Below are 15,255 nucleotides of genomic sequence, written 5' to 3'. Positions count from 1 at the left end.
CTCTGTGAGACCCGGTGGCGGGAGCCACCAGTTGCCAGCCGCGCGATTGCGCGGCTTTTTTTTGAGTGGGAATAAATCGCAGGGCGAGTACAAGATTTGCTCCTGCCTCAATCCATGAGCGCCGGGAAATCAGCGCCCGGGGAAAAGCCGGCTCAACAGCACCGGAATCGCCGTCTCCACCCGCAGGATCCGCGGCCCCAGGTGCACGGCCTCGAACCCCTGTTGCTGGAGCTTTTCCACTTCGTAGGGAATAAAACCGCCCTCGGGGCCCACCGCCAGAGTCGTGCTCCGGTCGATATCCACCGGGCAGGGGGTTTCGGTTACCGGATGTGCGACCAGTCTTTGCGAGCCGGCGGCGATCGCCGGCAGCTCGTCTTCGACGAAAGGTTTGAAGCGCTTGCGCAGTTCGATGATCGGCATGGCCGTATCCACGGCCTGCTCCAGCCCCAGGAGGCACTGTTCGCGCAGCCTGTGCGCCTCCAGCCAGGGGGTCTGCCAGTAGGATTTCTCCACGCGGTAGGCGTTGACCAGGTACAGTTTTTTGACACCCAGAGCGGTGACATGCTGGATGGTACGCTTCAGCATTTTCGGCCGCGGCAGCGCCAGGATCAGTGTCAGGGGCAGCGGAGCCGGCGCTGTCCGGTCGAGCGTCACCGCCAGTTCGATGCCATCTTCACTGTGTGCGATCACGCGGCCATTTCCGATTTCGCCGTCCAGCAGGCCCACCCGTAGCGTATCGCCGGCGGCGACGCGGTGCACCTCGCGGATATGTTGCAGTCGCCGGCCGCGCAACTGCACGCGACCGGGCTCGACAAAATCGCCCGCTTCCAGAATGATCAGGTTCAATTTGATACGCTCGTCGACAACCGGCGCCCATTATAGGGCGGTGATGCCGGTGAGGCGATGAAAGGGAAACACGGGGCCGCAGATGGAAACAGTTGCAGGGCAGTGGCAGATATTCCGGGATTTCCTGCGGCTGGGATGCCACAGCTTCGGCGGGCCCGTGGCCCATATCGGCTATTTCCAGCGCGAGTTTGTCGCGCGCCGCAAGCTGGTGGGAGAAGAGGACTTTGCCGGGCTGGTGGCGCTGTGCCACTTCCTGCCCGGTCCCTCCAGTTCACAGTTGGGCATGGCGATCGGCTACCGGCGCGGCGGTGTGCCCGGTTCGGTCAGTGCATTTCTCGGCTTTACCCTGCCGTCGGCGCTGCTGATGCTGGCCGCGGCCCTGTGGCTGGTGCGGGCGCCGGACAGTGCCTGGCTCGGCGGCGCCATTCACGGATTGAAAGTGTTCGCGGTGGCGGTGGTCGCCGATGCGCTCTGGCAGATGGGCAACAAGTTGAGCCGCGGATGGCGCCGCGGCGCCATCACCGCCGTAGTCGCAGCGTTCGTATTGGCCTGGCCGTCCCAGTGGACGCAGGTCGCCGCCATCGGCGGCGCGGCGCTGGCGGGCACTGTGCTGCTGCGCGGGCGCGCGCCCGGGCTCTCCCGGAGGCGGCTGGATGCTGCAAGTGGGGTCGGCTCCGGGGCCTGCCTGCTGTCGTTTGCGCTGCTGCTGGTGATAGCGCTGGGTGGCTGGGGCGGTTACCTGGCCGAGCTTTCCGGCAGTTTCTACCGCGCCGGCGCGCTGGTATTCGGCGGCGGCCACGTGGTGTTGCCACTGCTGGAGCAGCAGCCGCTGATCCGCCAGTTGCCGACGGAGGATTTCCTGCTGGGCTACAGCCTGGCCCAGGCAATGCCCGGGCCGCTTTTTACCTTCTCCACCTATCTCGGCTCGCTGCTCGGGCAGCAGGCCGGCCTGGCGCTGACCGGTGCCGCTGTGGCGACACTGGCCATTTTCCTGCCGGGGTGGCTGCTGTTGCTGGGCGTGATGCCGCACTGGCAGGCGCTGCAGCGTCGGCCGGCCGCGGCGGCCGCGATTGCCGGAGTGGGGGCAGCCGCGGTGGGGTTGTTGCTGGCGGCACTGGTCGATCCGGTGTGGCCGGCGGCGATTCGCGATGGCGGCGACCTGTGGATGCTGGCCGCGTTCTTTGCCGCGCTGAAACTGCTGAGGTGGCCGGTGTGGCTGCTGGTGATTGTCGCGGGGCTGAGCGGGGCCTTGCCGGGGCTGCTGTAATGCGTCAGCGGGGTGCCGCTCAGCGCGCCGGTGCCGTTTTGCCAGCACTGGCGATGGCGCCCTTGCCGAGGCCCTCGTAGGCGCGTACCTCGACCCGCGCGCCCGGCTGCTCGGCGGCAATCTGGCCGGCGATATACTGGGCCAGTTGCTCGACGGTGGTGTCGCAGTCCAGTAGTTCGCAGCGGCGGGCGGGAATTGTCAGGGCGAAATCCCCCTGTTGTGCGCGGTAGGCGAACTGGAGTTCGGGCTGGTCGCCCTGTGTTACCAGGTCTTCGCGAGTACCCAGGTAGATATCCCGCCAGCGTTCGGCCCACTTCGATTCCCATCCACCGTGGCGCGCGCCGTCGACAAAAACCCGGATGCGGGAGCGGTGGCCGTGGGCGATGCGCTGGCAGTTGCCGGCGTGTTTTTTGAGGCCGTGGCTGTAGTGATAATAGGCGTCGGCAATCTCTTCGCAGCCGAAGGACAGCTGTAATTTTTCCACGCTGGTAGGGAAGGCCGGCGCCAGTTGCCGGACACTCCAGCGCGCCACGCTGTCGCTGTCGATGGCCTCGGCGGCCACCAGTGCAAATGCCTGTTCCGGGCCGCTGACGCGGATGTGCTCGCCTCCCGCGATCTGCCAGTGCAGCTCGACCCGCTCTCCGTCCCGCGCCAGGGTCAGGTGGGGCGACTGTGTCGGTACCAGCAGGCGGTGGTCCAGCTGGTCATCGAGCCAGTTGCGCAGGGTCTTCTTGACGATACCGAAGTCACACACCATGCCCTGTTCGTCCAGCGCGCCGTCCAGCACGGCGTTGGCCAACCAGGTTTCCCCGACCAGGCCGCGCCGGTGATCCAGGTAGCTGAAATCTACATTGGTGAGGTTGTCGACAAACAGGTGCATGGATAACTCTGGGTCACGAAATTGCGGGCGACATTATACCGGTTTAGGGGCTGGAACTCGCGCCCGCTAATCTCTATAATCGCGCCCTCTTCGGTTGTGGGGTGTTTTGCACACCGGGCCGAAGGACGTTGTGGCGGCCCTTCCGGTCCCCCCGCAATGAACAGCTGTGAACTCCGCCAGGCCCGGAAGGGAGCAACGGTAGCAGTGGTGTCATGTGCCGGGGGTGTTGCTGGTTGGGCTGCCTCCTTAATCCCACTCCGTCGATTCCTTTCTTCCCGCTTTTCCCGCAAAAATATCTCCCAAAAAAACGCTATCTCCGGCGAATTTTATGCCGTTGTCGTATACCGGCTGGCGTCCCCGGCCCGCTTGCCGGTGCAGTTATGCTATAAACGGCGACAGCTATTCCAGATAACACTAAAGAGGGAACCGATGAAACAGATTGCCCTGGCCATTGCCGTGACTGCGGCACTCGCCGGCTGCGACTCCAGGCAGGCCGAGCAGAAAACCGTCCAGTCCGCGGACGCCACCGCCCGGACCAGTGCGGAGACTGCGGCGCAGTCCGCTTCCGGGGAGCTGACAGCAGAGGACGCCCGGGCCTTCCTGGACGATGCCCAGACGCGCCTGGAGGAAATGGCCGAAGAGGCGAGCCACGCGAGCTGGCTGGCTTCCACCTATATCAATGTCGATTCCCAGTATGTCGAGGCGCTGGCGTCCGAACGCTATACCGGGCTGGCCGTCGAGCTGGCTTCCGAGGCGGCCAGGTTCGATGATGTCGAGCTGGACGACGAAACCCGCCGCCAGCTGACCATGCTGAAACAGGGCTTGGTTTTCCCGGCGCCCAAGGATCCGGAGCTGACCGCCGAACTTGCACAGATCGGCTCCAAGCTGCAGGGCATGTACGGTGCCGGCAAATACTGCATGGACAAGGACGGCGGGGAGAAATGCTACACCCTGACCGAGATGGGCCAGATGATGGCCAACAGCCGCGATCCGGCGCTGCTGAAGGAACTGTGGACCGGCTGGCGCAAGGTGGCGCCGCCGATGAAGCCGCTGTATGAGCGCCAGGTGGAGATAGGCAATGCCGGTGCGCGGGAGCTGGGCTACGACAACCTCAGCACCTTCTGGCGCTCGAAATACGATATGGACCCCGACGCCTTTGCCGCGGATATGGACGCCCAGTGGAACAAGGTCAAGCCGCTCTACAAAGCCTTGCACTGCCATGTGCGCGCCAAGCTGAACGAATACTACGGCGACGACGTGGTACCGCCCCAGGGCAAGATTCCGGCACACCTGCTCGGCAATATGTGGGCCCAGCAGTGGGGCAACGTGTACGAGCTGGTCAAGGACGACGACATGCAGGCGCCCTACGACCTGACCGAGCTGGTGGTGGATTCCGGCATGGACGAACAGGAAATGGTCAAGGCCGGTGAGCGCTTCTTTACTTCGCTGGGCTTCAAACCGCTGCCGGAAACCTTCTGGGAGCGCTCCCAGTTCACCCAGCCGCGCGATCGCGACGTGGTCTGTCACGCGAGCGCCTGGAATCTGGACGGCCAGGACGATGTCCGCATCAAGATGTGCATCAACAAAACCGGCGAGGACCTGGTGACCATTCACCACGAGCTGGGCCACAATTTCTACCAGCGCATCTACAACGACCAGCCATTCCTGTACAAGGAGGGCGCCAACGACGGTTTCCACGAAGCCGTGGGCGATACCATCGCGCTGTCGATTACGCCCAAATACCTGAAGCAGATCGGGCTGCTGGACGAAGTGCCGGACGAGAGCAAGGATATCGGCTTCCTGATGCAGCAGGCGCTGGACAAGATTGCCTTCCTGCCGTTCGGGCTGCTGGTGGACAAGTGGCGCTGGCAGGTATTCAACGGCGATGTGCAGCCGGGGGACTACAACAAGGCCTGGTGGAAACTGCGCGAGGAATACCAGGGCATCGAGGCGCCGGTGGCGCGCAGCGAGGCCAATTTCGATCCGGGTGCCAAATACCATATCCCGGGCAATACGCCTTACTCGCGCTACTTCCTGGCCCATATCCAGCAGTACCAGTTCCACCGTGCGTTGTGCGAAGCGGCTGGCGAAACCGGCCCGCTGCACCGCTGCTCCATCTACAAAAACGATGCCGCGGGCAAGAAACTGCGCAATATGCTGGCCATGGGCGCCAGCAAGCCCTGGCCGGAAGCGATGGAAGCCCTGACCGGCCAGCGCGAACTGGATGCCTCGGCGATCATCGATTATTTCCAGCCGCTGATGGATTACCTGGAAGAACAAAACAAAGACCGCCAATGCGGCTGGGCAGAGCCGCGCGCCTAGCGAGCATGCTCGCTGCGCGGCTCTGCGACCGGCCAGGGATGGCCGGGCCGGAGCTTAAGCGAACTCTCCGGAGTTGCGCCATGGATGGCCTGTTCCAGACCAAGACCCGCTTCACGAGCACGGAGACACGCGCGCCTAGCGAGCATGCTCGCTGTGCGGCTCTGCGAAACAACTCGTGCAGATCAGAACTGGGCCTGGGCTGTCAACCACAGCTTGTCGGTATCCACACTGAAATCGTCGGCCGTATAGCGACTGTATTTCAGGCTGAGTTTGGCGAAGCCCAGTTTACCGCCGGCGACAAAGCCGTACTCACTGCCCAGTTTGTCCATGCCGGAAACACCCGAGTCGTCAGAACTGAGCTGGTGGTAGTTGACGGCCAGCTTGACCCCGGCCAGGGAGGTGCCGAGAGAGGCGTAGATATCCTCGATGCCACCGGCAATATTACCGGTACCGCCGCCGAGGAACCTGTCGTTCCAGCCCTGGAATTTATGCAGTGTCGCCAGCGGCGTGATGAACTGGCCGTCGATACCATCCGCACCCAGCAGTTCGTAGCCCGCTTTCAGCGTCACCTGGCCGAGTTTGTAGCCGCCCTCGGCGAGCAGGTAGTCGGCGTCGTAACTGGTCGGGTTGTCGGCGGCATCTGACTGGGTGGCGTACTCCAGCGCATAGCTGGCGGCGCCCGCTTCGCCGGCAAAGCGCAGGCCGTATGTGTCGGTGGAGAAGGCGGCGGCGTCTTCGTTGTCGATCAGGTAGGCATAGGCGGACAGGGTGCCGGCGCCGATCCCGGCATACCCGGCATTCAGCAGATAGGTATCATTCTTGTGATCGCCGGCGGGGCTGTCCTCGCCGAAAATACGATTCACATTATTGATATGGGCGAGAAACAGCGTGGTGTCGCTAAGACTGTTATCGGTGATGGAAAAGCCGTCGTAGGTCTGCTCATTCTGGCGGAAGCCGACACCGCCGACAAAACGCTGGTTATCCAGCAGTATGCGCTGGCGACCGTACTTGAGCAGTGTTTCTCCCAGGCCGTAGCTGAGCGTTGCGCGGTTGACCTCGGTGCCCTCCGGATCGCCGATGCCGCCTTCGAAATCGCTCAGGTGGGTGACATCGTCCATCTCGACCAGGGCGCTGAAGCCCCGGTAAGCGGCGGATTCATACGTCAGCCGGGTCCTGAGGCTGGTCAGGTCCAGTGTCCCCGCGTCTTCGGCATCCACCTGCTCGGTGCGGGCCCGGAAGCCGAGGGATACCTCGCCAAGGCCCAGCGCTTCGCCGAAAGACGTCGCAGGGGCCGCATCGGGCGCGGCTGTATCGGCGGACTGTGCGGAGGTGTTCATGGCGGCGGAAATTGCGGCTGCCAGCAACAGTTGTTGCAATGGGAAGGTAAGTCGCTTCATGTGCTGTCCCCAGAGAGCTTGGTTGGTCATCTTCTTTTCGGTGATATTGCGTGTGCCCGCTCTGCCGGCCGTTCAGGCCGCGCGTTCCACGGGTTTATTGTTATCGGTATCCGTGTCCTGTTTTGCGTCGGCTTTCTCCGTATTCGGGGCGGCGCGGCCGTGCCTGTCGTGCAGGAACTTCAGGACCCGTGCGCGGTAGCGGTTGTAATCGGTATCGTCGGCAAGATCCAGGCGGTGGCGTGGCCTGGGCAGTCCGACATCGAGTATTTCACCAATGGTGGCGGCCGGGCCGTTGGTCATCATCACAATGCGGTCGGAGAGCAGTACTGCCTCGTCCACATCGTGGGTGATCATGATCACGGTGTTATTCAGTTCTGCCTGGATTTCCATCAGTGAGTCCTGCATATGGGCACGGGTGAGGGCGTCCAGCGCACCGAAGGGTTCATCCATCAACAGCACCTTGGGCTGCATGGCCAGCGCGCGTGCAATGCCCACACGCTGTTTCATGCCCCCCGATATTTCCGACGGGCGCTTGTGCATGGCGTGGCCCATATGCACCAGGTCCAGGTTGTGTTCGATCCAGTCCCGTATTTCGCCGCGGCTTCTGGTTTTGCCGAACACCTGCCTGACTGCCAGCTCGACATTTTCATAGGCGCTGAGCCAGGGCAGCAGGGAATGGTTCTGGAACACCACTGCCCGCTCGGGGCCGGGTTCTGTCACCTCCTTTCCGTTCAGGATCACCCCGCCGCGGGTGGCCCGATAGAGGCCGGAAACCACATTCAGTACTGTGGATTTACCACAGCCCGAATGACCGATCAGCGACACGAACTCACCTTTTTCAATCTGCAGGTCCACGTCGCGCAGGGCGGTGAAGGTGCCCCCGGGGGTGGGAAATTCCATATCGATATGGCTGATATCCAGTAGTGCACTCATTGTCTTCTCCTGAGGGGCATGTTTCGATCAATGGGGAACGCTTTCGCTATTCCAGGAAACCATCTTCTGCAGTTGCAGCATGGTGCGATCGAGCAGGAAGCCGATAAGGCCGATAGTGATTACGGCGGCCATGATGCGGGCCAGCGAATCCGAGCTGCCGTTCTGGAACTCGTCCCAGACGAATTTACCCAGCCCCGGGTTCTGCGCCAGCATCTCCGCGGCGATCAGCACCATCCAGGCCACCCCGAGCGACAGCCGCATGCCGGTGAAGATCATTGGCACCGAGGCCGGCAGCACGATTTTCTGTACATGCTTCAGTGCCGGCAGTCGCAGTACCCTGCTGACGTTGAGCAGATCGCTGTCGATAGTGGAAACGCCCATCGCGGTATTGATGACCATCGGCCAGAGGCAGCACAGGGTGACGGTGATCATCGAGTTCAGGAACGACTTGGCCACCAGGGGATCGGTCGATGTGTAGAGCGCGCTGACCACCATGGTCACCAGCGGCAGCCACGCCAGTGGCGATACCGGCTTGAATACCTGTACGATCGGGTTGATGGCACTGTTCAGGGTGCGGCTCAGGCCGGTGGCGATGCCGAGTGGAATGGCGATGGCAACGGCGAGCAGGAAACCGCTCATAACCGTCACCAGGCTGGTAAGGATCTGATCGATAAAAGTTTCCTTGCCGGTATAGTCCCGGATCTTTGGCTGGTAACCCGGATCTTCCGCAACCCGTTTGGCATTGCGTACTTTCTGTCGCTCGTAGAAGGCGGCCTCTTTTTCCCGCGAGCGCCTGTGCTCCTGGTAAAGCGCATCGAACTGTTCCCAGACTGCAACCGGTCCGGGGAACTTGCCCAGTGAGGTGTCGATATTCTGCGCAGCCGTGGACCACAGCAGCAGGAATACCAGCATGCCGGCGACAGGCGCGGCCAGGGCCTTGCCGGCGCGAAGGAAAAGCTGGCTGTCTATTGCCGGCAACCTGAGACCGGTGATTTTATTTCCCGTCAGGGTGGTCATGATCCTCTGCCTCGTTTGCGATTTCTGAAGATTGCTGGAAATGGTCAGTGCGCGCGGCGCACCCTACTGCGAGTCCCAAGTAAATTTCAGAGTTTTTGCCCCGATTTCAGCCCGATCGGGAACTTGTCGATATATTCATTGGGTTTGTGGCCGTTGTAGACGATACCGTCGATAAAATGTGTCTGTGGTTCGCGGTAGCCGTCTTCGGATTCGAAATCCGGGAACTGCTCGGCGGCGGCGAGCCCGTCCGCGATCAGCGACCGGGCCGCGGCCTCGTAGATATCGGGGCGGTAGACCCGGGCCGCCAGGTCGCTGTACCAGTCGTCACTCTTGTCTTCCGGTATCTGGCCCCAGCGACGCATCTGCGTCAGGTACCAGATGGCGTCGGAGTAGTAGGGATAGGTGGCGTTGTAGCGGAAGAAAACATTGAAGTCGGGTACGGAGCGCTTGTCGCCCTTTTCGTACTCGAAGGTGCCGGTCATGCTGTTGGCGATGACTTCGTAGTCTGCGCCCACATACTCGGAGCGGGACAGGATTTCCACAGCCTCCGGCCGGTTGGCGTTGTTGTTTTCATCCAGCCACATGGCGGCGCGGATCAGTGCACGGGTCAGGCGGATGGTGGTGTTCGGGTATTTTTCTGCAAAAGCCCTGGTGATACCGAAAACCTTTTCCGGATTGTCCTTCCAGATCTCATAGTCCGTCACTACGGGTACGCCGATATCCTTGAATACCGCCTGCTGGTTCCATGGCTCGCCCACGCAGTAGCCATAGATGGTGCCGGCTTCCAGGGTGGCCGGCATTTGCGGCGGTGGCGTTACCGAGAGCAGCGCTTCGGCATCGATCTGGCCGGAGATATCCCCCTTGTGCGGCGCGTAGTAGCCGGGGTGGATACCGCCGGCAGCCAGCCAGTAGCGCAGCTCGTAGTTGTGGGTGGACACCGGAAATACCATGCCCATATTGAAGGGGCGGCCGTCCGCCCTGTATTTGTCCACCACCGGCTTCAGCGCGTCGGCCTTGATCGGGTGCTGCGGCAGGCCGTTCTCCATCTTGGGTATATTCGGTTTCATCTGCTGCCAGATTTCGTTGGAGACAGTGATGCCGTTACCGTTCAGGTCCATGGAGAAGGGGGTGATGATTTCCGCTTCGGTACCGAAGCCCATGGTGGCGGCGATGGGTTGGCCGGCCAACATGTGTGCCCCGTCCAGCCGGCCATCGATCACGCCGTCGAGCAGGACTTTCCAGTTGGCCTGTGCCTCGATGGTGACGTAAAGCCCCTCGTCTTCAAAGAAACCTTTTTCGTAGGCAATGGCGATGGGCGCCATATCGGTGAGTTTGATAAAGCCGAACGTGAGCTCCTCTTTTTCCGGGTAGCCCAGCTCCGCCGAGAACGCCGCTGCACTGCCGAGTGCCAGGGCCGCAGCCGCCCCGATAGCCTTCACAAAACCGGACGCTGCGCGCCTGTATACCTGAGTCCATTGCATGTCAGAGTCTCCCCCCGTCTGGTGGTCTGGAAAATCTTCGCAGATAAAAAAAGCGCCCATCGACTGGCTGCCCCAGGGCAGGAGTCGATGAGCGCCTCTGCTCACTGTCGGCCGCGATGGCCGACGCTGGTTGTATGGGCGCCGCAACAATTGTCGGCGTCCCGGACCTGGCCGTTGTTGTCGCGACGGCCGGTCGCTGTAACCGGGGTGTTGCACAGAATATGCCAATGTTTTTGCCGCACGCTGGCGTGATTGGCCCGCCGGCTCTCTCAGGGCAGCCGGCCGATCGGCGGTCAGCGGCCTCGGCTGTTGCAGTAAGCCGATGTATTTATTGGTTTTTTATTGCAGACAGCGCGATGTTTCAGGGGGCGCGCTGGGAGTGGCGGCCGACAGGTATATTGTCCGTACAAAACGGGAAGGTGGGTGATCCGGGTGGGAGCCCGGCAGGGAATAGAGGGTTTCTTTTAGTGCGATACCAGTGCGATACCAGTGCGATACCGGCCGTCGGGTGTATTTTTTGGTGCGACTGGCGGCCCGCTGGCGCACTTCAAAGGCGCAATGCCGGTGCGGAAGTGTGTAAACGAAAAGGGCCGGACATCGCTGTCCGGCCCTTCGGGGATGCTCCGTTCGGAGGTCCGATCAGAACTTGTAGTTCAGGGAGACGCTGGCCAGCCAGGCTTCGATGTTGGTCGTGCCGCCATCGAAGTAGGTGGGCACCGGAATCTCGGTGAATTCCTGGATGGTTTCGTCGTCACCCCACAGATAGGCAAAGCCGCCGTCGATACTCAGTTGCTTGTCGAACTCGTAGGTACCGCCGAAGGTGACCCACTGGCGGTCGGTGTCTGGGATCGACAGGGTGCGCCAGGTGATCGGCAGTCCTGCGGCATCGGATTCAGGGATGTTCAGCCCGTCGCGTGCAGCGCCCTCATCGTAGGCGTAGCCGATACGCAGAGTTACTTCCTCACACGGATAGTACTCACCGCCGATGCTGTAGCGCCAGCCGCTTTCGAAGTTCTCTTCCTTGATATGCAGCGGGTTGAAGGGCTCCGGGTCCACGCCCAGTCGGGCGCTGGGGATATTGGCTTCCAGACGCTGGAAGTCGTCCCAGTCGGTCCACATGGCACCCAGGGCCAGACCCCAGTTTTCGTCGAAGCGGTGGTAGAAACCCAGCTCGACGGTGTCCGGCAGGTCCAGCTTCAACTTGCCCCTGGCATCGTCGAACGGGGGCAGAGTCGGTACAAGTACGGAGGGCAGCAGGTCGGAGTTAACATCACCTTCCAGTTCTGGATCGGATTCGGCGTGGTAGGAAATACCCAGACGGGTGCGATCAGAAATATGCCACAACCCGCCAATGCTCCAGCTCACATCCCAGTCGTCGCCCTCGAGATCCAGGATCTCGGCGCCGCTCGGATCAAAACCCAGTGAGGGAGCCACAAGGTCTGCCAGCGGGAAGTCGTTGGGGATGGTGGTTCTCAGGGTGGCGTCCGCATAGAGGAAGTTCGCGGCCAGCCCGATACTGAACTGGTCGTTGAAATCGTAGGCGATCGACGGTGCGATATTGACGGTCAGCAGTTCGGTCTTGTTGGCGATGGAGGTAACCAGGAAATCGTTGGAGAAATCGGTTTCCAGGCCGTAGTCGGTATACATCGCCAGGCCGAAGGACCAGCAGTCGTCGATGGGCGCCGCCAGGTAGGCGTTGGGTACCCAGGCGCTGGTAGCGTAGTCGTCATCACGGGTACTAAAGGTCGCATTACCCACTGGAGTAAAGTAGGTGACGTCGCCCTCGGCATCGATTTCCGGGTTGACGTAGGTAACGCCGCCGGAAATAGTGTAGGAATCAAACAGAGCGGAGCCGGCGGGGTTGCGGGCCAGGATTGCGGCGTTGTCCCCGATGGCGTTTTCAGCGGCGAAGGCGCGGCCGAGACCGGAGGCGCTGGTTTCCTGCAGGTAAAAACCGGCGGCCATGGAACCGCTGGACGCGGTACTGATCGCTGCAGCCAGAACTGCACGGCGCAAAAATGTCTTTTTCATGAGATCCCACTCTATATTGCTGATTTCAAATCGCCGCGGGCAAAAATACCGACTGCCCGTGACGGGACAACCCTTGCGGGTTTTTCGTTCTTGCAATGAATTCCCTGTTGCGCAAGTCTAGCAGCGCCAAACAGGCACAACAGTGGAAGTGGGCGACTTTATAAAGACAAAAGCCTGAAAAATCCATGGAGTGACGCCATTTTTTTTCGGCTTTTGCGGTGGAGTGAGAACTTTATTGGTTGGTGCTGACGCTTTTTCCGTCGGTGATTAATTTGGTCAGGGAGATCTGGTAGGTTTTGCCATCCTCTTCCTGCTGTTTTAATTTCACCAACGCGTAATCCCACTGCGGCGCAAACCAGATAGTGGTTTCGCGATCGGCGTCCTCTTCGCGAATCCGCTCCACCTTGATGGCCTCGACCGGCCCCAGGGGCGTCTCTATTGTTTCGCGGCCGCTGACGGCAAATTTGTAGTGGCGGATCCTTTTGCCGTCGGCCACCGCGTACTGCAGTTTTTTGCGGCCGGCGGCGACATCGAGCGCCAGTTGCAGCTGGTAGGTGAGTTTGTCCTGTATCCCCGCCGGGACATTGTCCAGGGTCCGCTTTTCGTCGCGGACATTGATCACGCGGCGCTGCTCCGGTTCGAAGCGCAGCACCTTGTGCCTGTCGCGGCCCAGGCCGGTCTTGTGGTATTCGTAGTGTTGCGGCGCCAGTTGGTCGCCCTGTTCCCGGAAGCGGGAGAACTCGCGGATATCGGCGAGGAAAGAGTCGGCGTTGAACTGCAGCCGCCAGTTATCCCCCTCCCCGGTGAGGCGGCGCACGGCGGTGACGCCGATGCCGCTGTAGCGGGCTTCGTAGGTGGCTTCAAACGGTTTGAGTTCCTGCGCCCCGGCGGGGGCGACGATGAAGAGCAGGAAAGCGAGGAGAGTGAAAAAACGAAACGGCACTGCGACCTCCGATTGTCTGCGCTGGTAGCGGTAAAGTACAACGTCACAATCATCGGCTCCGGCGGCTGTACTGGAGCTGAATCCCGTGGAGTCTAGCCCGGATATTTCACCAGGGGCCGCGATGATCGCGCCGAGATCTGTGCGCTCAGTGCATTTTTGCGGCGTACATGCATGCTCATTGCACGTATTAGCCGCAAAAATGTGCTGAGCGTGCAGAGATCAAGCGAGGGCGCGGCCAGCGGCGGCCAGTAACACTTTGTACCGCGAGTAAAGCTCCAAAAAATTAGCAAAAACATAAAGTTACGCTAGATATGGAACGGCTTGGTGAAATACCCGGGCTAGACCGGCGGCCGGCCGTGTAGTTTCTCAGTTTTCTATCCGATGGCCGCTGCGCGGCAGGAACTCGCCGTCCAACTGGCAGCGATCCTCCACCATGCGCAGCCTGCCCTCGGCGAACCAGCTGACCGCCAGCGGATAGATGACATGTTCCTGCACCTGTATCCGCCTGGCAAGCGTGTCGGGGGTATCGTCGTCTTTCACCGGTATTGCCGCCTGCACAATGGTCGGGCCGCCATCCAGTTCCTCAGTGACGAAATGCACAGTGACACCGTGCTCCGGGTCACCGGCCTCCAGTGCGCGCGCGTGGGTGTTCAGCCCCTGGTATTTCGGCAGCAGCGACGGGTGGATGTTCAACAGGCGACCGCTGTAGTGGCGCACGAACTCCGGTGTGAGGATGCGCATGAAGCCGGCCAGTACCACCAGGTCCGGCCGGTGGCAATCGATTTCTTCCATCAGGGCGCGGTCGAAGGTCTCGCGATCGCCATAGTCGCGGTGATCGATGGCCACCGCGGCAATGCCGGCGTCGCCGGCCCGGGCCAGGCCGTAGGCGCCCGGCTTGTTGCTGATCACGGAGCAGACGGAGAAACTGGCGTCGTCGCGCGCGGCGGCGTCGATCAGCGCCTGCAGGTTGGTACCGCTGCCGGAGATAAGCACCACGACGCGGCACTTGCCGCCATCCTGTTGCCGCGTCATCACAGGCCCGCCAGCTCCACGGACTCACCGCCTTCGCTGACGGCTTCGATACTGCCGATCACGAAGGCGTCCTCGCCCAGCTGCCTCAGGGTGTCTACCGCGCGTTCCGCTTCGTCCGCGGGGACGCAGACGACCATGCCCACGCCGCAGTTGAAGGTACGGTACATCTCGCGGCTGTCGATATTGCCGGCCTCGCGCAGCCAGCGGAACACCGGCGGCATTGCCCAGCTTGTCACATCGATGCGGGCGCAGGTGCCCTGCGGCAATACCCGCGGCAGGTTCTCCAGCAGGCCGCCGCCGGTGATGTGGCTCAGCGCGTTGACCCGGCCGCGCTTTATCAGTTCCAGCAGGTTCTTGACATAGATGCGGGTGGGCGCCATCAGCGCCTCCGCCAGCGGCTGGCCGCCGACGTCCTGTTGCAGGTCCGCGCCGCTGACCTCGAGTACTTTGCGGATCAGTGAGTAGCCGTTGGAGTGGGGGCCACTGGCGCCGAGGCCGATCAGCTTGTCGCCGGCTTTCACTGCGGAGCCGTCGATGATTTCGGACTTCTCCACCACGCCGACACAGAAACCGGCCAGGTCGTAGTCGTCGCCCTCATACATGCCGGGCATCTCAGCGGTCTCGCCGCCCACCAGGGCACAGCCGGACAGTTCGCAGCCGCGGCCGATGCCGGTGACGACGTCGGCGGCGATGTCCACGTTCAGTTTGCCGGTGGCGTAGTAGTCGAGGAAGAACAGCGGCTCGGCGCCGGCCACCACCAGGTCGTTGACGCACATGGCCACGAGGTCGATCCCGATGGAGTCGTGAATCCCCAGGTCCATCGCCAGCCGGAGCTTGGTGCCCACGCCGTCGGTGCCGGAGACCAGTACCGGTTGCCTGTAGCCGGCCGGCAGTTCGCACAGGGCCCCGAAACCGCCCAGCCCGCCCATCACCTCCGGGCGTGCAGTGCGCCTGGCGACATGCTTGATACGCTCGACCAGGGCGTTGCCCGCATCGATATCGACGCCGGCATCTTTATAGGAGAGGGGCTTTTGCGGCGGTTGCGGCTTGGAATCGCTCATGATTCTTCCTGCGGTGGGCGTTGAAAAGGCGCGTATTCTAGTGGA

12 protein-coding genes and 1 other RNA gene are annotated in these 15,255 nt (G+C 61.8%); 3 read left to right on the top strand and 10 right to left on the bottom strand.

The window, feature by feature from the left end; translation table 11 throughout:
* Window positions 1-129 precede the first annotated feature (129 nt).
* Window positions 130-846, bottom strand: coding sequence for a 16S rRNA (uracil(1498)-N(3))-methyltransferase (locus MWN76_RS19355; RefSeq protein ID WP_250464557.1), 717 nt, complete (start codon window positions 844-846; stop codon window positions 130-132).
* 82 nt (window positions 847-928) lie between these two features.
* On the opposite strand from MWN76_RS19355, the gene chrA reads away from it, so the two are divergent.
* Window positions 929-2,113 carry a chromate efflux transporter gene (gene chrA, locus MWN76_RS19350; protein ID WP_250464555.1) on the top strand — a complete coding sequence of 395 codons (1,185 nt, stop codon included), beginning with the start codon at window positions 929-931 and terminating at the stop codon, window positions 2,111-2,113.
* Between the two features lie 19 nt (window positions 2,114-2,132).
* On the opposite strand, the gene MWN76_RS19345 is transcribed toward chrA, so the two are convergent.
* On the bottom strand, window positions 2,133-2,993 hold the full coding sequence (locus MWN76_RS19345) for a 6-carboxytetrahydropterin synthase (protein WP_250464553.1): 861 nt from the start codon (window positions 2,991-2,993) through the stop codon (window positions 2,133-2,135).
* Window positions 2,994-3,133: 140 nt separating this feature from the next.
* Between MWN76_RS19345 and ffs the strand changes: the two genes are divergently transcribed.
* Both ffs and MWN76_RS19335 read left to right on the top strand, forming a co-directional pair.
* An RNA gene (gene ffs / locus MWN76_RS19340) (signal recognition particle sRNA small type) lies at window positions 3,134-3,231 on the top strand.
* Between the two features lie 191 nt (window positions 3,232-3,422).
* On the top strand, window positions 3,423-5,315 hold the full coding sequence (locus tag MWN76_RS19335) for a M2 family metallopeptidase (protein ID WP_250464551.1): 1,893 nt from the start codon (window positions 3,423-3,425) through the stop codon (window positions 5,313-5,315).
* A gap of 182 nt (window positions 5,316-5,497) precedes the next feature.
* On the opposite strand, the gene MWN76_RS19330 is transcribed toward MWN76_RS19335, so the two are convergent.
* From MWN76_RS19330 to purM, 8 genes are all read right to left on the bottom strand, one after another.
* A complete protein-coding gene (locus MWN76_RS19330) occupies window positions 5,498-6,712 on the bottom strand; it encodes an alginate export family protein (RefSeq protein ID WP_250464549.1) in 1,215 nt (404 codons plus the stop codon).
* Window positions 6,713-6,784: 72 nt separating this feature from the next.
* Window positions 6,785-7,645: an ABC transporter ATP-binding protein gene (locus tag MWN76_RS19325; protein ID WP_250464547.1), complete on the bottom strand. Its 861-nt coding sequence runs from the start codon at window positions 7,643-7,645 to the stop codon at window positions 6,785-6,787.
* Window positions 7,646-7,672: 27 nt separating this feature from the next.
* Entirely contained in the window at window positions 7,673-8,662 is a 990-nt protein-coding gene (locus MWN76_RS19320) for an ABC transporter permease (protein ID WP_250464546.1), read from the bottom strand.
* 86 nt (window positions 8,663-8,748) lie between these two features.
* Window positions 8,749-10,143: a CmpA/NrtA family ABC transporter substrate-binding protein gene (locus tag MWN76_RS19315; RefSeq protein ID WP_250464544.1), complete on the bottom strand. Its 1,395-nt coding sequence runs from the start codon at window positions 10,141-10,143 to the stop codon at window positions 8,749-8,751.
* 639 nt (window positions 10,144-10,782) lie between these two features.
* Window positions 10,783-12,174, bottom strand: coding sequence for an OmpP1/FadL family transporter (locus tag MWN76_RS19310; protein ID WP_250464542.1), 1,392 nt, complete (start codon window positions 12,172-12,174; stop codon window positions 10,783-10,785).
* Between the two features lie 232 nt (window positions 12,175-12,406).
* Window positions 12,407-13,117, bottom strand: a complete 711-nt coding sequence (locus MWN76_RS19305) for a DUF3108 domain-containing protein (protein WP_250464540.1) — start codon at window positions 13,115-13,117, stop codon at window positions 12,407-12,409.
* 366 nt (window positions 13,118-13,483) lie between these two features.
* On the bottom strand, window positions 13,484-14,149 hold the full coding sequence (gene purN / locus MWN76_RS19300; RefSeq protein ID WP_250464538.1) for a phosphoribosylglycinamide formyltransferase: 666 nt from the start codon (window positions 14,147-14,149) through the stop codon (window positions 13,484-13,486).
* Window positions 14,149-15,210 (bottom strand): phosphoribosylformylglycinamidine cyclo-ligase, encoded by a 1,062-nt coding sequence (purM, locus tag MWN76_RS19295; protein WP_250464536.1) that lies wholly within the window; start codon window positions 15,208-15,210, stop codon window positions 14,149-14,151. Before purM ends, purN begins: the two co-directional genes overlap by 1 nt.
* Between the last annotated feature and the right edge of the window lie 45 nt (window positions 15,211-15,255).

This window comes from Microbulbifer litoralis (genome assembly GCF_023634065.1).
In the GTDB taxonomy this organism is placed as follows: domain Bacteria; phylum Pseudomonadota; class Gammaproteobacteria; order Pseudomonadales; family Cellvibrionaceae; genus Microbulbifer; species Microbulbifer litoralis.
This window is presented reverse-complemented; position numbering and strand designations above follow the sequence as displayed.

What these genes read in the sequence shown, in the direction of transcription:
- chrA (WP_250464555.1), top strand. Translation starts at nt 929, where the DNA reads ATGGAAACAGTTGCAGGGCAGTGGCAGATATTCCGGGATTTCCTGCGG.
- MWN76_RS19345 (WP_250464553.1), bottom strand. Translation starts at nt 2,993, where the DNA reads ATGCACCTGTTTGTCGACAACCTCACCAATGTAGATTTCAGCTACCTG.
- MWN76_RS19335 (WP_250464551.1), top strand. Translation starts at nt 3,423, where the DNA reads ATGAAACAGATTGCCCTGGCCATTGCCGTGACTGCGGCACTCGCCGGC.
- MWN76_RS19330 (WP_250464549.1), bottom strand. Translation starts at nt 6,712, where the DNA reads ATGAAGCGACTTACCTTCCCATTGCAACAACTGTTGCTGGCAGCCGCA.
- MWN76_RS19325 (WP_250464547.1), bottom strand. Translation starts at nt 7,645, where the DNA reads ATGAGTGCACTACTGGATATCAGCCATATCGATATGGAATTTCCCACC.
- MWN76_RS19320 (WP_250464546.1), bottom strand. Translation starts at nt 8,662, where the DNA reads ATGACCACCCTGACGGGAAATAAAATCACCGGTCTCAGGTTGCCGGCA.
- MWN76_RS19315 (WP_250464544.1), bottom strand. Translation starts at nt 10,143, where the DNA reads ATGCAATGGACTCAGGTATACAGGCGCGCAGCGTCCGGTTTTGTGAAG.
- MWN76_RS19310 (WP_250464542.1), bottom strand. Translation starts at nt 12,174, where the DNA reads ATGAAAAAGACATTTTTGCGCCGTGCAGTTCTGGCTGCAGCGATCAGT.
- purN (WP_250464538.1), bottom strand. Translation starts at nt 14,149, where the DNA reads ATGACGCGGCAACAGGATGGCGGCAAGTGCCGCGTCGTGGTGCTTATC.
- purM (WP_250464536.1), bottom strand. Translation starts at nt 15,210, where the DNA reads ATGAGCGATTCCAAGCCGCAACCGCCGCAAAAGCCCCTCTCCTATAAA.